The sequence below is a fragment of the Streptomyces sp. NBC_01390 genome (assembly GCF_045040105.1).
Classification (GTDB): Bacteria; Actinomycetota; Actinomycetes; order Streptomycetales; family Streptomycetaceae; genus Streptomyces.
In genome coordinates this window covers 11,057,532-11,078,172 of sequence record NZ_CP109551.1, presented here as the reverse complement: position 1 = coordinate 11,078,172, position 20,641 = coordinate 11,057,532, and the positions used below count along the sequence as shown (strand labels likewise).

General features: G+C 70.5%; 15 protein-coding genes and 1 pseudogene. 8 read left to right on the top strand and 8 right to left on the bottom strand.

Annotated features, from left to right (window positions below; all coding sequences use genetic code 11):
- Positions 1-506 precede the first annotated feature (506 nt).
- Positions 507-1,184, top strand: a complete 678-nt coding sequence (locus tag OG241_RS49385) for a hypothetical protein (RefSeq protein ID WP_405825694.1) — start codon at positions 507-509, stop codon at positions 1,182-1,184.
- 388 nt (positions 1,185-1,572) lie between these two features.
- Here OG241_RS49385 and OG241_RS49380 read toward each other — a convergent pair whose 3' ends face one another.
- From OG241_RS49380 to OG241_RS49370, 3 genes are all read right to left on the bottom strand, one after another.
- Positions 1,573-2,364 carry a carbonic anhydrase gene (locus OG241_RS49380; protein ID WP_405825692.1) on the bottom strand — a complete coding sequence of 264 codons (792 nt, stop codon included), beginning with the start codon at positions 2,362-2,364 and terminating at the stop codon, positions 1,573-1,575.
- Between the two features lie 172 nt (positions 2,365-2,536).
- A complete protein-coding gene (locus OG241_RS49375) occupies positions 2,537-3,412 on the bottom strand; it encodes a PhzF family phenazine biosynthesis protein (RefSeq protein ID WP_405825690.1) in 876 nt (291 codons plus the stop codon).
- A 140-nt stretch (positions 3,413-3,552) separates the two neighbouring features.
- Positions 3,553-4,143 carry a sigma-70 family RNA polymerase sigma factor gene (locus OG241_RS49370; protein WP_405825688.1) on the bottom strand — a complete coding sequence of 197 codons (591 nt, stop codon included), beginning with the start codon at positions 4,141-4,143 and terminating at the stop codon, positions 3,553-3,555.
- A gap of 140 nt (positions 4,144-4,283) precedes the next feature.
- Here OG241_RS49370 and OG241_RS49365 point away from each other — a divergent pair, with 140 nt between their 5' ends.
- Positions 4,284-5,321, top strand: a complete 1,038-nt coding sequence (locus OG241_RS49365; protein WP_405825686.1) for a MerR family transcriptional regulator — start codon at positions 4,284-4,286, stop codon at positions 5,319-5,321.
- A 72-nt stretch (positions 5,322-5,393) separates the two neighbouring features.
- Here OG241_RS49365 and OG241_RS49360 read toward each other — a convergent pair whose 3' ends face one another.
- Positions 5,394-6,767 carry a cryptochrome/photolyase family protein gene (locus OG241_RS49360; RefSeq protein ID WP_405826857.1) on the bottom strand — a complete coding sequence of 458 codons (1,374 nt, stop codon included), beginning with the start codon at positions 6,765-6,767 and terminating at the stop codon, positions 5,394-5,396.
- Between the two features lie 182 nt (positions 6,768-6,949).
- Positions 6,950-9,151, bottom strand: coding sequence for an alpha-galactosidase (locus OG241_RS49355; protein WP_405825684.1), 2,202 nt, complete (start codon positions 9,149-9,151; stop codon positions 6,950-6,952).
- A gap of 84 nt (positions 9,152-9,235) precedes the next feature.
- On the opposite strand from OG241_RS49355, the gene OG241_RS49350 reads away from it, so the two are divergent.
- The 3 genes and pseudogenes from OG241_RS49350 to OG241_RS49340 all read left to right on the top strand — a co-directional run bounded on the left by OG241_RS49350 (position 9,236) and on the right by OG241_RS49340 (position 13,074).
- Positions 9,236-10,315, top strand: a complete 1,080-nt coding sequence (locus OG241_RS49350) for a LacI family DNA-binding transcriptional regulator (protein WP_405825682.1) — start codon at positions 9,236-9,238, stop codon at positions 10,313-10,315.
- 18 nt (positions 10,316-10,333) lie between these two features.
- Positions 10,334-10,501 (top strand): annotated as a pseudogene (locus OG241_RS49345) (carbohydrate ABC transporter permease); the annotation flags it as partial.
- A gap of 101 nt (positions 10,502-10,602) precedes the next feature.
- A complete protein-coding gene (locus OG241_RS49340; RefSeq protein ID WP_405825680.1) occupies positions 10,603-13,074 on the top strand; it encodes a CBM35 domain-containing protein in 2,472 nt (823 codons plus the stop codon).
- An 82-nt stretch (positions 13,075-13,156) separates the two neighbouring features.
- Here OG241_RS49340 and OG241_RS49335 read toward each other — a convergent pair whose 3' ends face one another.
- From OG241_RS49335 to OG241_RS49325, 3 genes are all read right to left on the bottom strand, one after another.
- Complete coding sequence (locus tag OG241_RS49335; RefSeq protein WP_405825678.1) at positions 13,157-13,459, bottom strand: putative quinol monooxygenase; 303 nt, start codon at positions 13,457-13,459, stop codon at positions 13,157-13,159.
- Between the two features lie 79 nt (positions 13,460-13,538).
- Positions 13,539-16,100, bottom strand: a complete 2,562-nt coding sequence (locus OG241_RS49330; protein WP_405825676.1) for a GH32 C-terminal domain-containing protein — start codon at positions 16,098-16,100, stop codon at positions 13,539-13,541.
- A gap of 221 nt (positions 16,101-16,321) precedes the next feature.
- Entirely contained in the window at positions 16,322-17,293 is a 972-nt protein-coding gene (locus OG241_RS49325) for a carbohydrate kinase (RefSeq protein ID WP_405825674.1), read from the bottom strand.
- Positions 17,294-17,600: 307 nt separating this feature from the next.
- Here OG241_RS49325 and OG241_RS49320 point away from each other — a divergent pair, with 307 nt between their 5' ends.
- From OG241_RS49320 to OG241_RS49310, 3 genes are all read left to right on the top strand, one after another.
- Positions 17,601-18,617, top strand: coding sequence for a sugar ABC transporter substrate-binding protein (locus tag OG241_RS49320; RefSeq protein WP_405825673.1), 1,017 nt, complete (start codon positions 17,601-17,603; stop codon positions 18,615-18,617).
- 175 nt (positions 18,618-18,792) lie between these two features.
- Positions 18,793-19,788: an ABC transporter permease gene (locus OG241_RS49315; RefSeq protein WP_405825671.1), complete on the top strand. Its 996-nt coding sequence runs from the start codon at positions 18,793-18,795 to the stop codon at positions 19,786-19,788.
- The gene (locus OG241_RS49310; RefSeq protein ID WP_405825669.1) at positions 19,785-20,621 is read left to right on the top strand and encodes an ATP-binding cassette domain-containing protein; all 837 of its coding nucleotides are present in this window, start codon (positions 19,785-19,787) and stop codon (positions 20,619-20,621) included. The genes OG241_RS49315 and OG241_RS49310 overlap by 4 nt, the downstream gene beginning before the upstream one ends.
- The last annotated feature ends 20 nt before the right edge of the window (positions 20,622-20,641 follow it).

Sequence of the window (20,641 nt, the reverse complement as noted above, 5' to 3'; positions counted from 1 at the left end):
CGGACTGCACAAGATCGACAGCGGCCGCGCCGGCCTCCTGGTCGGCCGTGGGGAAGGGTTCGCGGACGCGCTGCTGCGGCGAGGATGGTCACGGCGGCCTCAGGTCCGGTCGGTGACTGACCGCGTTCACACGTACACGCATAAACGGGTGCAAACAGCGGGATAGGCACTCAGAGGTGCTTCACAGCGGTCACGCCCCGGATGCATCTGCGCAGGAGCGTCACACAGGCTGCACATACTTCGCCGAAAGCATCGCTACCTTGACTCACGGCTCGCCCACCCGTGCGAAAGTGAATACAGGAAGACCGTAGATGGACTACTGCTCCACGTGTCGTCGGCATCTGAACGGCGCCCTTGTGTGTCCCGGATGCGGCGCCTACGCCCCGGACATCGCTCCTCTCGCCGACGGAACGCCCGCACCGTCTTCCGTAACGGCCTCACCAACCCCGCAAGCCCCGGCTCACCTGTGGAGCGAAGCGGATTCCGTCACCGAGGATCTCGTACAGGTGCCCCAGGAGCACCTGTACGACGGTCCGGACGCTCCCTCCCCCGCGCCTGCGGGCCGGGCGGCGCGGCGCCGGCAACGGGAACGCTGGAAGAAGACACAGCGCAGGGCCCTGGTCGCCACCGCGGTCGCGCTCGTCGGCGGAGGCATGACGGTCGCCTCGCTGAACCGTCAGTCCCCGGACCGGACCCAGGCGGCGTCCGCGCCGGACAGGGAGGTCATGGGGGCCGCCGAGGAGCAGGTCACGGACCCCACTCCGGATTCCTCGACGCCCACCGACTCGCCCCGGGGGAGGCACGCCGCCTCCCCCGCCGCCGAGCGGTTCGCCACGACCGACACGCCGCGCGAACAGGCCGCCGCCGCGCCCCACGCCAGCCCCAACACCCAGACGGTTCAGCGGAAGAGCGTCACGAGCCCCCTGACGGCGCTGAACTCGGACGTGTCAGCGGTCGCCTCCACCGTGTCCAAAACCACGGACACGGCAACAGGGACGACGCCCTCCCCCACACCCCCGGCCTCCGACAACACCAGCACCAGCACCAGCACATCGGGTACAGACACGGCCACGGACACATCGTCGGCGACTCCATCGCCGTCCGATCCCGCGACGTCCTCTTCTTCTTCGGCCTCGTCGTCGCCCACAGGGATCTGTCTGCTCGGGCTGGTGTGCATCACCTGATCCCGTAGGCGAGTTGTTCGGTCGCGCGGTGAGGTCTCGATCCCGGGAACCAGCCGGTGACTATCTCCCGATCGCCACCACTACGTAAAGGCACCCGAGAACCGCGACCACAAGAACAACAGCCAGGGCCAGCAACGCACAGCCGAGTGTCCCCACGCTTCCGGCGATCACTCCCCAGCCGAACCGCGTTGCTCGTTCGGCCCGTTGGACCGCCTGGTCGCGGTCACTGTCGTCGTACCAACCACGATCAGCCATGATCACACCCCCTCGCGGACCCTACAGGCCAGCTGCGAGACCGGGTAGGGACGGTGAGGTCAAGGGCAATGCAGGCGACGACCAAGTCGGCCGCGGGGGCTGGCCTCCGAGGCCGACTTCTGCGCGTACCGCGTCAGCTGATGCGGTGCACTCGCTGAGTGGTCAGCTCGTAGCGGGCGCCGACGATGGCCAGGGCGCCCGAGTCCACCTTGGCGGCGAGGTCGGGTTCCGCTGCGAGCCGTGCCCGTATGAGCCGTATGTTGGCGTCGATCGTCGCGTCGACACGCGCGTCGCCCTCCTTGCTGCGATCGATGGCCGGGGTGATCTGGTCGGCCAGGTACTGGATGTGGGCGGGCAGTCGCTCGCCCGACTGATCCGCCTGGACCGTGGCCTTCACTGCCCCGCACGACTGGTGGCCGAGCACCATGAGCAGGGGGATCCCCAGTTCGAGCACGCCGTACGCGAGGCTGCCGAGCACGGCCTCGTCGAGGACCTGACCTCCGCTGCGTATGGTCATCAGATCACCGAGGCCCTGGTCGAAGACCATCTCCGGAGGCACCCGTGAGTCGATGCAGCCGAGCACGAGCGCGAAGGGGTGCTGACTGGTCGTCAGCGCCTGCCGGACGGCGGGAGACTCGTCGGGGTGCTGCTGCCGGAAGGTACGCCAGCGACGGTTGCCCGCGGACAGCTCCCGCAGGGCCTCGTCGGCAGTCGTGGGCCGCTTTCGCGGAGCGGCGGCGTAGGGGGCGGGGGCGGCGACCGCGGGTTCGGCTCCGATGACCAGGCCGGCGCCGAGGACCGTGGTTCCGGTGAGCGCGGCACGCAGAAGGGAGCGCCGAGCGGGGGGTGTCGCACCGGAGAGCGGGGCGACGGATGCCGTCCGCTGCGGGTGGACGGCAGTGTGGGGTGCTGCTTGAGAGTTCACGAAAGGGAACGTATGTCCGACCCTGTGCGCTCCCGCACGGGTTGCCGAATCATGATCAAATACTGAACCGTTCTTGGCCGGAGCCGGGGGAATCCCTTGGCCAACGCTCGAATCCGGTTCGCGCAGGGCGGCTGGGCCGGCGCATGGACGGCCGGGTCCTGTGGCCTACGTGTCAGCCGATGCGTGTTCCCGCGCCGCCGACCCGGACGCGTGGGTCGCCCGCGCGCAGCGTCACCGTGAGTTCGCCGGGGCGGCCCAGGTCCTCGCCCTGGTGCAGGGTGAGGACGGTGTCCTCGGGGACCAGGCCGAGCTCCCGGGCATACGCGCCGAACGCTGCGGCGGCCGCGCCGGTGGCCGGGTCCTCGACGACACCGCCGACGGGGAACGGATCACGGACGTGGAAGACGGTGGCCGACTCGCGCCACACCAGCTGGGTCGTGGTCAGGTCCAAGCGGTGCATCAGGGCTTCGAGGCGCTCGAAGTCGTACGCGAGATCCGCGAGGCGGGCGCGTGTCGCCGCTGCGAGAACGAGGTGACGGGCGCCGGCAAAGGCGATGCGGGGCGGGAAGGCCGGGTCGAGATCATGGGCAGGCCAGTCGAGCGCGGCCAGTGCCTCCGTGAGGTCGGTGCCGGTGATCTCCTCGATCCGTGGCTCGACGCTGGTGAGTGTGGCGCGGAGGGTCCCGCCCTCCTCGGCCACCACCACCGGCACGATGCCGGCGCGTGTCGCGAACACCAGCTCTCCGGGGCCCCATCGCTCGGCGAGTGCGATGGCGGTCGCGACGGTCGCGTGCCCGCAGAACGGCACCTCGGCGCGGGGACTGAAGTAGCGGATGGCGTACGCCCTGCCGTCCTGGCCGCCGAGGCCGGCCGGCGGCGCGGTCAGGAACGCGGTCTCCGAGTATCCGAGGTCGGCGGCGATGGCCACCATGTCGCTGTCGTCCAGGCCGGTGGCGTCCAGGACAACGCCGGCGGGGTTTCCGCCGACGGGTGAGGTGGAGAAGGCGGTGTAGCGCAGCACCTCGGGCTTCGGCGTGTTCGTCGTCATGCCTGCCGCAACACGGGGCGAGGCCGCTGCTGTTCCCGGGCGTCCGGTCGCCTCGACGGACCAGCTCCGGGTTCCGGCGGCGCGGGACGAACACGTCGTAACGCTTCCGTGTCGCATCACGCGTCGCCTCACGTATCGCCTCACGTGTCGAAGGCGACTTCGAGCTCGCGCTTCAACCGGTACAACCCGCGTCGTGCGTGGCTCTTGACGGTGCCCAGCGGCCAGCCCGTGCGCTCGGCGATCTGGCTCTGGCTGAGGTCCTCGTAGAAGGCGAGCCGCAGCACCCGCTGCTGGGCCGAGGCCAACTTGGCGATTTCGGCGCGCACCACCATCCGGTCGAGGGCCCGCTCCAACCGGTCGTCCACGGGATCGGCGAGCGCCGGCCAGGAGTCCGGCGCGGCGACCGGCCGGCAGCGGCGGGTACGTGCGGTCAGCGCGTCGGCGATCCGGTGCCGGGCGATGCCCACGATCCACCCGGCGAGCGGCCCTCGGTCCGGCCGGTAGCCCCGCCGACCTCGCCAGACGCTGAGGAAGACCTGTTGGGTGACGTCCTCGGCCTCCTTGGCGTCTCCCAGGGAGCGCCGGGCCAGGGTGTGCACCAGTGCCGACCAGCGCCGGTACACGGCCGCCAGGCATGCTTCGTCGCCCGCGACGAGGCCCCGGACCAGCTCCTCGTCGTCCGGCGACGCGGCCGGCGCGGCGACCGGAGCGGTGCACTGGGGCATGTTCATGAGGGACTCCTCGTACGGGACCGAGCCGGCCGCCGCGATCCGGCGTACGGCGGTCCCGTCATCGTCGGAGTCCCTGGCACAGGGCGGCAACTCGCATCGATTCTGCGTCGTATGGGTGGCGGAAGTCGTAGAGTCGGCCCATGGACGGCACTCCGGGCGACAGGGCGGTGATCCGGAGCGAGCCGACGCCCCAGGACGTCGCGACCGGTCTCAGCACCGGCGGGCTGGCCCGCCGGCTGGGGGTGTCGCCCACCACGCTGCGTTCCTGGGACCACCGCTACGGCATCGGGCCCGCGATCCGCCCCGACGGCCGCCACCGCCGATGGGCCCCGCGCGATGTGGCCGTACTGGAGACGATGTGCCGGCTCACGTCCGCCGGTGTGCCGCCCGCAGAGGCGGCTCGCGCCGCGCGGGCGGCGGCCGGGGCCCCGGGCGACAGCCGGGCGTCTGCCGACGCGCCACGGCCGGCTGCCGGCGCCCGCTCCCACGCGGCGGGCCCGCTTCCGCTGGGCGATGTGCGCCGGGAGTGCAGGGGACTCGCCCGCGCCGCCGTACGTCTCGACGTGCCCTCCGTGGAGCGACAGCTGGCCAAGGCGGTCGAGGCGCACGGTCTCGTGGTCGCCTGGCAGGAGGTGATGGTGCCGACGCTGCGCGCCGTGGGCCGCAAATGGGCCTCGTCCGGCGACCGTTACGTCGAGGTGGAGCACCTCCTGTCCTGGCACGTGTCGACCGCGCTGCGTCGCTTCGCCCCACCGGCGGTCGGCAGCGGCGGTGGCCCGGCGCCCGGGCCGGTGGTTCTGGCCTGTATGCCCGGCGAACAGCACACGCTGGCGCTGGAGGCGCTGCACGCCGGACTGGGTGAACGGGGCCTGCCCGCCCGGATGTTCGGGGCCGCCGTCCCCGCGGAGGCACTGACCGCGGCGGTCGAGCGGCTCGGCCCGGCGGCCGTCGTCCTGTGGGCGCAGGTCCGCTCCACGGCGAGCCTCCCGCTGGCCCGGCGCGTCGCCCGCGCCCGGTGGGGGGTGAAGGGCGCCCGCCTCAGCCCCCTGGTGCTGCCGAGCGGCCCGGGCTGGATCGGCCGGTCCGACCCGGGCATGCCGTGGCCCACCTCCCTGAAGGATGCTCTGGACACACTGGGGGCTCTGTACAGCGGCGACGCTCCCCCGACGGGCCGGTGAGATCGTCCGCGACGGCCACTGTGGTCAGGGCGGTCAGAGCGGTCAGAGCGGTAGAGCGGTCAGGGTGACGGCTCAGTCGAGTCCTCGAGCCCGCTTGAAGCGGTCGAGCCCGTCGGACAGGCCGACGATCGGGTCCGGGTAGTCGACGGCGGCACGGTCCAGGCCGCGCAGTTTCCACGGCTCGTGCACCGCCGGGCCTGCCAGTGACCGCAGTTCGGGCACCCATCGGCGCACATACGCGCCGTCGGGGTCGTACCGCTTGGACTGGGTGACGGGGTTGAGGACCCGGTTGGGCCGCGAGTCGGTCCCGGTACCGGCCATCCACTGCCAGTTGAGCTGGTTGTTGGAGATGTCACCGTCCACCAGCAGGTCCAGGAAATGCCGGGCGCCGACACGCCAGTCGACGTACAGCGTCTTGGTGAGGAAACTCGCCGTGAGCAGCCGTCCCCGGTTGTGCATCCAGCCCTCGTGCCGCAGCTGGCGCATCGCGGCGTCGACGATCGGGTATCCGGTGCGGCCCTCCTTCCACGCCTCGACGTCCTCGCGCGCCTGCCGTCCGGACCGCCAACGGTCGTGCCGGGTGCGGTAGTCGGCGGCCGCCGTGTCCGGGCGGGCCGCGAGCACCTGACGGTGGAAGTCGCGCCAGGCGAGCTGCCGTACGAAGGCGTCAGCGCCCGCTCCACCCGCACGGCGGGCCCTGTGCACGAGTTCGACGGCGGAGAGCGTGCCGAAGTGCAGATGCGGCGAGAGCCGGGAGGTGGCGTCGCCGGCCAGGTCGTCATGGCGGTCCTCGTACGACGCCACCCCGGCGCGCAGCCATGCGGTGAGCCGGGCGCGGCCCTCGGTCTCACCCCCGGCGGCGAGCCCCTCCGAGAGTCCCGGCAGGCCGCTCCTGGACGGCAGGGAATCGGACTCGACGCCCTCCGGCACCCGTACCGTCCGCGGCGCCCCGAGCGGCTCCCGCAGCGGGTGCCGCGACCAGTGCCGGAAGTAGGGCGTGAAGACCGCGAAGTGGTCGGAGGCGGCCGGAACCACCGCACCCGGGGCGACGGCGACCGTCACGGTGTCGTGGACGTGCAGCCGTACGCCGTCGGCCTCCAGGGCGCGTCGCAGCCGGTCCTCCCGGCGGCGCGCGTGGCCGCTGACGTCGGCCGCCATGTGCACCTCGTCGGCGTCCACCTCGGCGGCGACCCGGCACACCTCGCGCACCAGGTCGCCGTGGCGCAGGACCAGCCGTCCGCCCCGCTCGCGCAGACCGGCGTCGAGGTCGCGCAGACAGTCGGCGAGGAAGGCCAACCGGTTGGGTACGGCGAACCCGGCGCCGTCCACCGCCGGGTCCCGCACGAACAGCGGGACGACCGTGCGGCTGTCGTCCAGCGCGGCCCGCAGCGGCGGATGGTCGTGCAGCCGCAGGTCGGCGGTGAACAGGACGACCGAGACGTTCATGGTGCGCACTCCGGGGAGCAGGAGGAGGGACTGACGGGCGGTGCCCGCTGGTGACCACTTCCAGGTGTGGGCACGCATTGGATGCGCACCGGCGGAATCCGTGTTCCCGGGACACAGTTCATATCACCACAAAGGCGTCATTTTTCCGCCAATTCCTCCTTCTACTCCTCTCTACATCCTCACTACTCCTCTGCGATGAGGCGGATCAGCAGCACAGCGGGCGTGCGCGGGAGCGACACCGTCAGCTCGTCGCGGTCCCCGTCCCAGGCCGCCGAGCCGGCGGTCTCAGCGGTCTCAGCGGTCGGGTGCAGGATCTCCGCGCGGACGTCCCGGCCCGCCAAGTGCGCGACGGGCAGGCGGAGTTCGGGCTGTCCGCCACGGCGCCAGACGGAGAGGTAGGACGTACGGTCTCCGGGCACCCGCATGCCCAGCGCCAGCCACTCGTCCGTCCACCCCGGCAGACCGAGCGGCCAGAACTGTACGGCCCGCGCGAGATCGCCGCGGAGCGTCTTGTACACGGTCACCGCGTCCCGTACGAGGGCGAGCTGGTACTCCGACATCCGGTCCAGATGGCCGGAGAGATGGATCCGGCCGAGCAGCGCCCCGCCCAGGGTGAAGGTGATCAGGTCGTCGTCGAACCCCGGCTGCGGGTAGGCCCAGACGGCACCCTGCTCGGGCGGCACCGCAGTGGGCGCGGCGGCGGCGATCGGCGGGTACCGGAGCGGGTCCTGCTGGTCGCTGGTGGACTGGAGCTGGGTGACGGCCAGGGTGGCCCCGTCCATGCGCATCCCGCCCGAGGCGCAGTTCTCGATCACCAGGCCCGGGTGCCGGTCCAGTACCTCGGAGAGCCAGGCCAGATACGCCTCGGCGTGGCCGAGCAGTCCCGCTCCCGGCGCGATGTCCCCAGGGGCGCAGGTGCCCGGGTCGACGGCGATGTTGTAGTCCAGCTTGAGGTAACCGACACCCCAGTCGCCGACGATGCGGTCCACCGTCTTGTCGAGGTGCGCGCGGGCTGCGGGGTGCCGCAGGTCCAGCTGGTGGCGGCCCTGTTCCGTCAGACGTACGCCGTCCCGCTGGAAGAAGGCCTCCGGCGGGAGTTCCGACGCGACGGGGCTGCGCACGCCCACGACCTCCGGCTCCAGCCACAGGCCGGGCACCATGCCGCGCTCCCTGATCCGGGCCAGGACCGCCTGGATGCCTCCGTCGGGGAAGCGGCGCGTCGAGGGCAGCCACTCGCCGACGCTGTCCCACCAGCCCTCGGTGCTGTCGTCGTACCAGCCGGAGTCGATACAGAAGTACTCCGAGCCGGCCCGGGCCGCGGCGTCGATCAGCGGCAGCAGTTTCTCCGTCGTCGGGTCACCCATCAGGGTGTTCATGTAGTCGTTGAAGACGACCGGCAGCGCGCTGTGGTCCGGGTGCGGACGACGTACGGCGCGGCGGTACGAGGTCAGGGCGGCGAAGGCGTCGTCGAGCCCCGAGCCGAGGGCCAGGACGCCGGGCACGGTGGTGAACTCGGCGCCGGGCGCGAGGCGGACCCGCCACTGGTGTTCCGCGTCCACGGGCCCGTTCAGCGCGAGATACGTGCCGTGGTCGCGCTCGCCCGCGTCCCAGCGCCAGCCGGCCGGGGACTCGACCTGCCACAACCAGGCCCGGCCACCGCCGCGTTCGGTGATGGCACCCATCGGAAGGTGCCCGTCGGAGGGCCAACTGCCGCGTCCGGTCAGGGTCAGTGCCGCCCGGCTGTCGTGCTGGTGGACGTCGACCTGGATGTCGCTGACGGTGTCGCGCAGCGGCTCGGTGTACCAACGGCACTCCGCCAGCCAGTCGTTGCGGGCGCGGTGGATGTCGAGGCGGTCGGGAGAGGGCAGTGCGCCGAGCAGCAGGCTGCTCACGGACTGGATGACGAGCGGCTCCTCTCCCCCGTTGCGGAGGCGGACTCGGGAGCGCAGCACGGGCAGCCCGAGGGGCGAGGACAGTTCGACGGATGCCGTCAACCCGGTCCCGGCATCGTGGAGTTCGACGGTCAGATACGTCCAGCCGCCGGCTTCCCGGGTGGTGTGGCTCCGGTGCCGCAGCCGGGCGCCGAACGCCGTGCCGGTGAAGCGGGGGCCCGACCAGCCGCTGCCGTGGCCGAGGGCGGTGAGCTCCACGAGGTGGAGGGGTGCGTCGGGGCCCGGTACGGGCGCCGAGTCGCCGGTGCGGGACCCCGCGTCGGCACCGGGCCGCGGATCGGGACGCGGATCGGGACGGGTCAGCCGGACCAGGCGCAGGATCCCGTCGGCGCCGGTGGCGAACTCGGCCTCCAGGGCGCGGTGGCCCCAGACAAAGTGCTGCTCAGTGGCGGTGCGGGGGGCCGTGCCCGCCGAATCCGACGTACCGGTCAACGTCTTCCCCTCCCGAAGCCGCCTGGGCCGACGGTCTGATTCTGCCGCGTGAACTGATGGTTACGGTCTCTTGACGACCCTCATGTGACCGGTCACAATCCTGGCATGAATGTGACCGGTCACACAAGACGCTCAGTGAGCATCCGGGATGTCGCCACCGCGGCCGGAGTCTCCTACCAGACCGTCTCCCGGGTGATCAACGACCACCCCAGCGTCAAGCCGTCCACCCGTGACAGGGTGCTCGCCGCCATCGACGAGCTGGGGTTCCGGCGCAACTCCAACGCGCTCGCCCTCGCCAGCGGACGCACCCGTGCCGTGACCGTGCTCACCTCCAACACCACGCACTACGGCTACGCCTCGATCCTCCAGGGCATCGAGGAGGCCGCCCGCGCTGCCGCGTACACCGTCGGGGTCGGCGTCCTCGAATCGACCGGCGGCTCGGACGAGGCCGCCGACGAGGCCGCCGTCGGCGCCCAGGTGCGGCGGGCGGCGGACGCGGGCGGCGGACTGATCGTGATCGCATACGATCCCGCCGGTGTACGGGCCCTGGGCGCCGTCCCCGCCGACCTCCCCGTCGTCGGCGTGGTCGAGACCCCCGCGAGCCCGCCCGGCGGCGACCGCCCCTGGGTGTGGACCGACGACCGCGAGGCCGCCTACGAGGCGACCCGCCATCTGCTCTCCCTCGGCCACGAGACCGTGCACTACGTCGCCATCCCGTCCAGCACCCGGCGCACCAGCGCCCGCACGACCGGCTGGCAGCAGGCGCTCAGGGAGGCTGGAGCACCCGAACCCCGTCCCCTGCAAGGGAGTTGGGGCCCGGCAGGCGGTCACGCGGCGGGCCTCGAGCTCGCGAAGGACACCGCCGTCACCGCGATCCTGTGCGGCAACGACGACCTCGCGCTGGGAGTGATCCGCGCCCTCCACGAGACGGGCCGCGCGGTCCCCCGCGAGGTGAGCGTGGCCGGCTTCGACGACGCCCCGCACTCCGCCTATCTCACCCCGTCGCTGACGACCGTACGCCTGGACTTCACGGGCCTCGGCCGGTCCGCGTTCGCCCTACTGCACGGCGTGCTGGAGGAATCCGCGCCGATCGCCCCGCACCCCGTGTCCGTACCGGAACTGGTGGTGCGTGAGAGCTCGGGGCCACCGCCGGAAGGCGGCTGAACCCGTCACCACTGGAGCCTCGTCCTCATCCTGGGCGCCGGAGCCGCCTGGCTCGCGCCCCGCAGGTCGAACCTGGTCTCGGCGGCGTACGCGATCCGCTTCAGCGGACTGCTGTTGCCGCCCGCCGTCATCACCATCGTCATGGAACCGCGGCAGCTGGGGCTCTCGGGCACCCGGCCCGGAATGACCGGAGGTCCCTCAGCGTGAGCACCCCGACCCCCACACGAGCCCGCGCAAGATCCCGTACCGCAACTGTCCTTGTTTCAGCCGCACTTGGAGCAGCCGCCATGGCAGGCACCCTCCCCGCCGCAGGTCCCGCAGCAGCTGCCGAGCCGCAGCGCGTCACCGTAGACCTCGGCGCGTCCGAAGGGCCGGTGACGCTCGGCGCCAACGGCACCCTCTACGGGCTCAGCGACGACGGCGTGCCGAGCGACGCCATGCTGGTCCCCTTGAAGATCACCAGCATCTCGCAGAAGCCGGAGGGCGGCGCCCAGCACCCCAACGGTGACGCGCTCACGGTCTCCCGGTCGTTCTTCCGCAACGGCGGCGGCGAGATCAACGTGATGATGCAGGACATCTACGCGAAGTGGCCGTACGAGGACCTCGGCATCGAGGACTACCTCCCCAAGGTCGACAAGATCGTCAAGGAGGTGTCGGCGGACCCGAACAGCGAGCACTTCGTCTACATCCCCTTCAACGAGCCGGACCAGATCTGGTACAACCTCGGCACCTCGGACCAGGCGCAGTACGAGGTCAACCGCGACCGGTTCTTCAAGGACTGGAAGACGGTGTACGAGCGCATCCGCGCGATCGACCCGGACGCCAGGATCGCCGGCCCGAACGAGTCCGGGTACCACAACCGCCTGCTGACCGACTTCCTCGCCTTCGCCAAGCGGGAGAACGTCCTGCCCCAGGTCATGACCTGGCACGAGTTGGACTCCAGCTCACTGAAGAACTTCCAGGGGAACTACGACAACTACCGCTCGACAGAACGCCGACTGGGCATAGCGCCCCTGAAGATCAACATCGATGAGTACGCCAACCGCCGCGACCTGTCCGTGCCGGGCCAACTCGCCCAGTGGGTCTCGATGTTCGAGCGCAACAAGGTGTACGCCAACCAGGCCTACTGGGACGCCGCCGGCAACCTCGACGGCAATGTCGTACGCAGCAACATCCCCAACGGCGGCTGGTGGTTCTTCCGTTGGTACGCGGGAATGACCGGCGACACGGTCAAGGTGACCCCGCCGCAGGCCAACACCGTCGACACCCTGCAGGGGCTGGCCTCGTACGACGAGAAGCGCCGCCAGGCGCAGGTCCTGCTCGGCGGCTCGGCCGGTGACGCCGACGTCGTCGTGCGGAACGTCTCCCGGTCCGCCTTCGGGCGTACGGTCACCGCGACCGTCGCCGAGGCCGCCTGGTCCGGCTACGAAGGTCAGCACGCGGCGCCCCGTGTCCTCGCCCGTACGAAGGTGAAGGTCGCGGCCGACGGCACGGTGACCGTCCCGCTGCGCGGCCTGCACAAGATGTCGGCGTACCGGATCGTCCTCACCCCCGGCGGCTCCGGCACCCCGTCCGCCGCGACCGTCCCCTGGTCGGCGTCGTACGAGGCCGAGGACGCGGCCATCACCGACGGCAAGGTCTACACCCAGGGCACAGTCAGCAACGCCAACGGTTACGCGGCCTCCGGGACGAAGGACGTCGGCTCACTGAACGCGGCCACCAGCAAGGTCGACTTCACGGTGGACGTGCCCGCGGCCGGGACGTACGACCTGGCGATCCTCTACGGCAACCAGTCCGGGACGCCGGCCACGCAGAAGCTGTCGGTCGACGGCCAGGACCCGGTCACGGTCTCCTATCCCTCCACCGAGAACTGGACCTACCGCGCCAAGAAGGACGTCACCGTCGAACTGCCGGCCGGGCGCCACGTCCTGACGCTCGCCAAGGGCGACACCGAGGTCACCCTCGACCGCATCGACCTGACCGCCCGTACCTCCGCCGCGCCCTCGGCGTCGTACGAGGCCACGCTCGCGGACATCAGCGGCCGGCCGTCCTTCGACTACTCGTCGTCCGCCGGGGTCGGCACGGGCGCTCTCGTCCTGCACGCCGGTGACAAGGCGGTCTTCGACGTCTACGCGCCGCGCGACGGCTACTACTCGGTGGCGGCGCGAACCTCGGCGCCGGTACGGCTGGAGCTGCACGGCCAGAAGGTGACGGCGGTACCCGGCAAGGCGCTGCGGCTGTACCTGGTCGCGGGCAACAACCGCGTCGCGATGACGACCGCCAAGACCGCCGCCGTCCGTTCCCTCGATGTCTCGGGCAACGGCTCGACCGACGGCACCCTCTCCTACGAGGGCGCCTCGGCCACTCTCGCGGGCGGCGCCGAGCTCGTCGACTCCCGCTACGCGTCCGCCGGTTCCTACATCGGCCGGCTCGGCAACAGCGCGGCCAGCACCGCCGAGTTCACGGTGCAGGCGCCCAGGTCTGGCCGCTACATGCTGGTCATCAGCTACGCGCACAACGAGCGGCGCGACAACGGCCACTCCTACAACACGGACATCATGTCCCGTACGGCGGACCTCACGGTGGGGACGAGCGCTCCTCGGACGGTCACCTTCAAGAACACCTGGAGCTGGGACGACTACTGGACGCTGGGCGTCCCCGTCGACCTGAAGGCGGGCTCCAACAAGGTGACGTTCGGGAACGCGAGCGCGTGGGCCCCGAACATCGACCGCATCGAACTGGGCCGGGTCATCGGCTAGTCGGCCGACTCCGCAACAGGGCCGGGCCGGATCTCCACGTCAGATGCGGCCCGGTTCCGCGTCGGGGCCGTTGTCAGGGCGGTCAGAGATTCGCCGCCAGCGGGTTCAGGAACGTCAGCACGGAGGCGTCCTCCTCGATCAGCGGGACGAGGGCGGCGTTGAAAGGGCCGCCGTACGGGGCGTTCAGGTGTGCCTGGAAGGCGTCCTCGTCCCGGTACACCTCGAAGATCCAGAAAGCGCGTGGGGCGGTCGCCTTGGTGTAGACGTCGAAGGCGATGTTGCCTTCCTCCTCGCGCACCTTCAGGGCGTAGTCCCCGATCATGCGGGCGACCTCGTCCTGCGCTCCCTCGCGGGCGGTGAACTCGGCGAGCAGGGTCTTCTTCATGGTCTCGTGTCCTTGTGGGTCTGGGGCATCGGCTGTGGTCGTCGGTCTCGGGCGTCTGTTCTGGGCATCGGTCTGGGCGTCACTGGTGGGCGGAGCCGAGGTGCCGGACGACGGCACTGTCCAGGTTCACCGAACCGTTCTCGGCGAAGACCTCCACTCCCTGGCTCGCGGGGTCGGGGAAGATCTGGTCGGTGATCACGGCCTCGCCGCTGCCGCCGAAGACCTCGACCGAGGACCAGTCGACGAGGATCCGCAACGTCACCTTGCCGTTCCGCGCCGTCAAGGGTGCCGTCTGGACGCCGGGAAAGGTGCTGTCGAAGTCGACGGCGCCGGAGTGGGTGCGGTCGACGTACATCTCCTGTGTCGTGGTGTCATAGCCGATGACGGTCTCGTCGCCGTTCGCGCCCGTGCGCACCTTCAGGCCGAACCGGTCGGCGTCCTCGAGGGAGAACGTCGCCTCGATGTCGAGTGCCCTGCCCTGGGCCGCCGGGCCGATCAGAGGCTGGGAGGTGTTCTCGAGGGCGACGCCGGCCGCGGTTGCCGGCGCTCCCTGCCGCAGGGACGACACGCTGTTCACGGGCAGACTGGTCAGCCGGACCCGGCCGTCGACCGTACGCAGGGCCATCTCCCGGGGGATGCTCTGCGCGCCGCGCCAGGGGGATGTGGGGACGGCGCCGCCGTAGTCCCAGTTGTTCATCCATCCGATCATGTACCGCTTGCCGCCCGGGGCGTTCTCCCAGGACACGGCCGCGTAGTAGTCCTTGCCGTAGTCGGCCCAGTCGGCGCGCTGCACGACGGACTTCGCGGGCGCGTCGGCGACGGTGAACCGGTCGGCGAGGAGGTGGCCCCAGCCGGCGGTGTTCATGTCCACGAGCTGGATCCGCGCCTGCTTGCCGGCGTAGGGGCGCATGTCCCAGGAGGCCCAGTCCAGGGTTTCGCTGTTGGAGCCGGTGGCGCTGCGGACGACCTGGCCGTCGACGATCAGGTTGACGGCCGTCTCCCGGGAGACGGGCCGGGCCTGGGTGTCCGACAGCATGATGTGATCGACGTTGAGGTGTCCCCAACCGCCGGTGTTGTCGTCGACGATCTTGATCTGGGCCTTCTTGCCGACGAGGTCCCTGACGTCCCAGGAGGCCCAGTCGAGTGCCTCGGCGTTCTGTCCGGTGGCGCTGCGGACCACCTGGCCGTCGACGAGGAGTTCGACCGCTGTCGGGTTGTCGGAGCCGGCGGGGTGGTTGCCACCGCCGACCAGGAAGTTGACACGGTCCTTGTCGATGGTGAACTCGGGCGAGGTGAGGGTGCCGGTGGTGGAGTCGCCGGAGTGGAAGCTGTTGACCAGGCCGCTTCCCAGGTAGCCGGAGACCTGCTGCTGGTCGGGGAGGGTGCCTGGGGCCGGCGCCGTGCCGAAGGCGTCCCCGGTGGTCGTCCAGTCGCCGTAGGTGCCGCCCTCGAAGTCGGCGAGGACCGTGCCCTCGGGCGGCGGGCCCTGCTCCAGGACGGTTCCGTTCACGTGCGGGTGCCGGCCGCCGCCCACCTTGAAGTTCAGGTACTCGCTGTCGACGGTGAAGGAGGGCGAGGTCAGGGCACCGGTGGCGGAGTCGCCGGAGTGGAAGCTGTTGGCGAGACCCGTCCCGTCGTAGCCGTCGACCGTGCCCTGCCCGGCCAACGCACCGGCTGCCGGCGCCGCGCCGAACGCGGTGCCCGTGGTCGTCCACGAACCGAAGTCGGTGCCCTCGAAGTCCTGCGTCACCGTGCCGGTGGGCGGCGTGTAGGTGCCCTTGTCGTCGGCGGTGAACTTCCTGCCGTCGAAGTCACCGACGAAGTACTGGGCGGCCGAACCACCGGCGATACCACCGGGGTTGATGTTGACGACCAGGACCCACTTGATCTTCTTCTTGTCCCCGTCGACCGCCAGGGGGAACAGATCGGGGCACTCCCACACGCCGCCCGTGGCACCGGCCGGTCCGAACTCGCTCAGCTGTGTCCAGTCCTTGAGGTTCTGGGACGAGTAGAACCGCACCTTGTGCTCGGCGGACATCGACACCGTCATCAGCCAGCTCTTCGTCGGCGCGTACCACTGGACCTTGGGATCGCGGAAGTCCCTGGAGCCGATGTCGATGACGGGATTGCCCCCGTACTTGGTCCAGGTGCGTCCGCGGTCGGTGCTGTAGGCGAGGGACTGCGACTGAACGCCCGTGTCCTTGGCGTAGCTGGTGTAGATCGCCACCATGGCCGGGTTGCTCTTCGTGCCGAAACCGCTGGTGTTGTTCTGGTCGACGACCGCGCTGCCGGAGAACACCATCTCCTTGTCGTCGTGCGAAAGGGCGAGCGGCAACTGCTGCCAGTGCACAAGGTCCGTGCTCACCGCGTGGCCCCAGGACATGTCGCCCCAGGAGTTGCCACTCGGGTTGTACTGGTAGAAGAGGTGGTATTCGCCCTTGTAGTACACGAGACCGTTGGGGTCGTTCATCCAGTTCCGCTCGGGTGTGAAGTGGAACTGTGGCCGGTAGGTCTCGGAGTACGGCGGAGTGTCGGCGGCTACGGCCTGAGGCGAGAGCGGGGCGGCGGACAGGGCGCAGACGGTCGCCACCGCCGCGATCATCCGTGTGCGGGCATGCCGGGACACACGTCCAGATCTCATGGTGTCTCCTGTGCTGTGACCGTCCACTGGCCGGAACGTGCGGCACGTGTGGACCGGCCGAAGAGTGAGACCCCTGGGCAACGCCGTCGTCCACGCCGACGCCCACGGGTGTCAACGCTGACTTGTGTCATCGATGACATCGAGTGGCCCGATGATGGGCGGAAGCCGGGCCGCGCGTCAACGGGTGCGACAGACCTGTCCCTTTGGGGCCGCCCGGGGCGTCAGGCGCCACCTGCGGCCGTGACCTCGGCCAGCTGGTTTCCCCACGGCGGATTGGGACCGGCGACCGAGCAGGTCAGGGATGCCACCCGAGCGCCGAACCGGCAGGCGTCGGCGACCTCGTCGAGACCGAGCCCGACGAGTCGGCCGCCGAGGAGTCCGCGGGCGCCGAGGTGGTGCAGCAGGCCGGCCGTGAAGGAGTCGCCCGCCCCGACCGTGTCGACGACCCGCGTGGTCACCGCGGGCACCCGCAGCCGTTCGCCGTCGAGCGAGGCCAGGGCGCCACCGGCGCCGAGCGTGATCACGACGAGCCGCACTCCCGCCGCATGCCAGGTGTCGCACGCCTCCTCGGGCGCGGTACCCGGCAGGAGGAGTTCGAGGTCGTCCTCGCTCAGGCGCAGGATGTCGGCGAGCGCGCACCAGCGGGCCAGCCGGGCGCGGTAGACCTCGGGGCGCACCAACAGCGGCCTGACATTGGGATCGATGCTGATGGTAGCCCCCTCGGCCGCTGCCGCCGCGGCCAGGAACTCCTCCACCACCGCCCCGCCGGGCTCGCGGACCAGCGCCAGCGATCCGGTGTGCAGGCAGGCCGTTGTGGACAGGTCCACCTTCGCCAGTTCCGCCGCTGTCCACTGCCAGTCGGCCGTGTTCTGCGCGTGGAACGAGAAGGCGGCCTGCCCCTCCGCGTCCAGTTCCGCCACGGCCAGCGTGCTGGGCTCGGCGGCCGCGACGGCGTCCGACAGGTCTACGCCGGACGCCTCCAGGTGGGCCCGGAACAGACGGCCGAACACATCGCCGGACAGCCGGGCAAGAAAGCGGGCCGGGGTGCCGAGGCGGGCCAGGGCCACCGCGGTGTTCGCGGGTCCGCCGCCGGGCAGCACCCGCAGAGCGAGTTCGTTCGAGGCGCCTTTCGCCGGTTCGGTGAAGGCATCCGCGACGCACTCTCCCAGAACAGTGATCTGACGCGGGCTCATGGGCTGCTCTCTCTCGCAAAGGGCTCGGAAGGGACTCGGCAGAGCTCGGACGGGCTCGGTAGGGCTCGAACGGCAAGAAATGACGGGTACCGGAGAGGCTCGGCGACCCGTCCCCGACCGGCTGCTCGGAGACGGCGACGGGAGCGTTGCCGATTTGTGACGGGCGGAAGGCATTGACGTTGCCGGGATCCGGAGTCCATCATCCTCGCCAGGCAGTGTCAACGATGACATAAGTCAACGATGACACCTCGGACGGCATGCGCTGATCCCAACCCCAGTGCCGCTCGCTATCTCACAGGAGTCGATCATGTCTCGCACCACTCGCCTGTCCTCGTCCCTCCTCAGAGCAGCCGCGGTCACCGGGGTCGCGGCGCTCACCCTGACGGCCTGCGGGTCCGGCTCCGGATCGGGCTCGTCGGGCTCCGGCTCGGGCGAGGTCAAGGTAGGTCTCATCACCAAGACCGACACCAACCCCTTCTTCGTGAAGATGAAGGAGGGCGCGGAGCAGGCCGCCAAGGAGAACGGCGTCCAACTGTCCACCGCCGCAGGCAAGTTCGACGGGGACAACGCCGGTCAGGTCACCGCCATCGAGAACATGGTCGCCGCCGGAGTGAAGGGCATCCTGATCACTCCGAGCGACTCCAAGGCGATCGTGCCCGCGATCGCGAAGGCCCGCGCCAAGGGCGTTCTGGTCATCGCCCTGGACACCCCCACCGAGCCGGAGAGCGCGGTCGACGCCCTCTTCGCCACCGACAACCTGAAAGCCGGTGAGCTGATCGGCGAGTACGCCAAGGCCGCGATGAAGGGCAAGACGGCGAAGATAGCCGCGCTCGACCTCGCGCCGGGCGTCTCCGTCGGCGTTCAGCGGCACGACGGCTTCCTCAAGGGCTTCGGCGCCACCGAGAAGGACGTCGTGTGCGCCCAGGACACCGGCGGTGACCAGGCCAAGGGCCAGACGGCGATGGAGAACTGCCTCCAGAAGGAGCCGGACATCAACGTCGTCTACACGATCAACGAACCGGCGGCCCTGGGCGCGTACACCGCGCTGAAGAACAAGGGCCGGGAGAAGGACGTGCTGATCGTCTCCGTCGACGGCGGCTGCACCGGCACCCAGGCCGTCAAGGACGGCAAGATCGCCGCGACTTCACAGCAGTACCCGCTGAAGATGGCCGCCGAGGGCGTCAAGGCCGTCGTGACGTACGCCAAGGACGGCAAGAAGGCGTCCGGTTACACCGACACCGGCGTCACGCTGATCAGCGACAAGGCTCAGGACGGGGTCGCTTCGAAGGACACCGGCTTCGGTCTGGAGAACTGCTGGGGCTGAGCGGGCCGCTCCTCTGGGGGGCGCGGTGTTTTGCTGCGGGCCCGGTGGGGGCTGGTCGCGCAGTTCCCCGCGCCCCTTGAAGGCGCCCCTGCGGGGCGGCCTTCACCAGAACCACCCCCTTCACCCCGTCCCTCGCCCGCCGACAAGGACATCTGTCTTCCGACAAGGACTTCGCATGACAGCCACGACAACGCCGTACTCGGAGCTCAAAGCGCCGACCACGGCGCGCAGACTGCTCACGGCGCCGACCACCGGGCCTCTGGCCGCCCTCATCCTGGCCTGCGCCTTCTTCGCCTTCTCGACCGACCAGTTCCTGACCGGCGGGAACTTCTCGCTGATCGTGCAGCAGGTCATGGTCGTGGGCACCCTCGCCATCGGGCAGACCCTGATCATCCTCACCGCGGGCATCGACCTGTCGTGCGGCGCCGTGATGGCGTTCGGCAGCATCGTGATAGCCAAGATGGCCGCCGAGGGCTCCCTGCCCCCGCTCCTCGCCATCGCTCTGGGCCTGGTGGTCTGCGGTGGGTTCGGGCTGCTCAACGGTCTGCTGGTGCAGAAGATCCCGCTGCCGCCGTTCATCGTCACCCTCGGCATGCTCAACGTGGCGTTCGCGCTGACCCACATCTACTCCGAGGAGCAGACGGTCGCCAACCTGCCCGGCCCGCTGACCGCCCTCGGGGAGACCTTCCCGATGGGTCACACGGACATCACCTACGGCTCCCTCGTCACCATCGCCCTGTTCCTCCTGCTCGCCTACGCGCTGAGCAACACCGGCTGGGGCCGCCACGTCTACGCCCTGGGCAACAGCGCCGAGGCCGCCCGGCTGAACGGCATCCGTACCTCCCGCCTCACCATCGGCATCTACACCGTGGCCGGTCTGCTGTACGGGGTCGCCGCCCTGCTGCTCATCTCCCGTACCGGCGTGGGCGATCCGCAGGCCGGGCAGACCGACAACCTCGACAGCATCACCGCCGTGGTCCTCGGCGGCACCAGCCTGTTCGGCGGACGCGGCTCGGTTCTGGGCACCTTCATCGGCGTCCTCATCGTCGGGGTGTTCCGCAACGGCCTCCAGCTGATGGGCGTCGCCTCCATCTACCAGACCCTGATCACCGGGGTCCTGGTGATCCTCGCGGTGACCGTCGACCAGCTCTCCCGGAAGAAGGCCCGATGACCGCCACCTCCTCCCCCACGCCCGTGCTGCAGGCCCGCGGTCTGGTCAAGCGGTACGGACAGGTCACCGCCATCGACGGCGCCGACTTCGACCTGCTCCCCGGCGAGGTCCTCGCGGTCATCGGCGACAACGGCGCGGGCAAGACCAGCCTCATCAAGGCCCTGACCGGCGCGGTGGTCCCGGACGCCGGCGAGATACGGCTGAACGGCGAACCCATCACCTTCTCCGGGCCCCAGAGCGCTCGCGCCCACGGCATCGAGACGGTGTACCAGGACCTTGCCGTCGCCGCCTCGATGGACATCGCCTCGAACGTGTTCCTCGGGCGGGAGCTGCGCCGCCCCGGTGTCCTCGGCAGTGTCTTCCGCATGCTCGACAAGAAGCGCATGCGTCAGGAGGCCGCCGAGCACATGGCCGACCTGAAGATCGGTCTGCGGTCACTGACACAGTCGGTGGAGACGCTCTCCGGCGGACAGCGGCAGGCCGTGGCGGTCGCCCGTTCCGTTGCCTGGGCCAGCAGCGTCGTCGTCATGGACGAACCCACCGCCGCCCTCGGCGTCAAGGAGTCCGGCCAGGTCCTCGACCTGATCCGCCGGGTCCGGGACAAGGGCATGCCGGTCGTGCTGATCAGCCACAACATGCCGCACGTCTTCGAGATCGCCGACCGGATCCACGTACACCGTCTCGGCCGGCGCGCCGCCGTGATCAAGCCCTCCGACTACTCCATGGCCGAGGTCGTCGCCATCATGACCGGCGCACTCACCGTCGACGAGGCCGGAGATACTGTCGTAGCGGATTCGGAGGCCGCGAAGGCCGCCGGAGTCCAGGCCACCTGACAGAACAACCCCGCTCCCGC

Excerpts from the sequence above, each read along its gene's own strand:
- OG241_RS49370 (WP_405825688.1), bottom strand. The coding sequence starts at position 4,143 with ATGAACATGCCCCAGTGCACCGCTCCGGTCGCCGCGCCGGCCGCGTCG.
- OG241_RS49320 (WP_405825673.1), top strand. The coding sequence starts at position 17,601 with ATGTCTCGCACCACTCGCCTGTCCTCGTCCCTCCTCAGAGCAGCCGCG.
- OG241_RS49330 (WP_405825676.1), bottom strand. The coding sequence starts at position 16,100 with ATGAGATCTGGACGTGTGTCCCGGCATGCCCGCACACGGATGATCGCG.
- OG241_RS49315 (WP_405825671.1), top strand. The coding sequence starts at position 18,793 with ATGACAGCCACGACAACGCCGTACTCGGAGCTCAAAGCGCCGACCACG.
- OG241_RS49335 (WP_405825678.1), bottom strand. The coding sequence starts at position 13,459 with ATGAAGAAGACCCTGCTCGCCGAGTTCACCGCCCGCGAGGGAGCGCAG.
- OG241_RS49365 (WP_405825686.1), top strand. The coding sequence starts at position 4,284 with ATGGACGGCACTCCGGGCGACAGGGCGGTGATCCGGAGCGAGCCGACG.
- OG241_RS49310 (WP_405825669.1), top strand. The coding sequence starts at position 19,785 with ATGACCGCCACCTCCTCCCCCACGCCCGTGCTGCAGGCCCGCGGTCTG.
- OG241_RS49375 (WP_405825690.1), bottom strand. The coding sequence starts at position 3,412 with ATGACGACGAACACGCCGAAGCCCGAGGTGCTGCGCTACACCGCCTTC.
- OG241_RS49360 (WP_405826857.1), bottom strand. The coding sequence starts at position 6,767 with ATGAACGTCTCGGTCGTCCTGTTCACCGCCGACCTGCGGCTGCACGAC.
- OG241_RS49325 (WP_405825674.1), bottom strand. The coding sequence starts at position 17,293 with ATGAGCCCGCGTCAGATCACTGTTCTGGGAGAGTGCGTCGCGGATGCC.
- OG241_RS49340 (WP_405825680.1), top strand. The coding sequence starts at position 10,603 with ATGGCAGGCACCCTCCCCGCCGCAGGTCCCGCAGCAGCTGCCGAGCCG.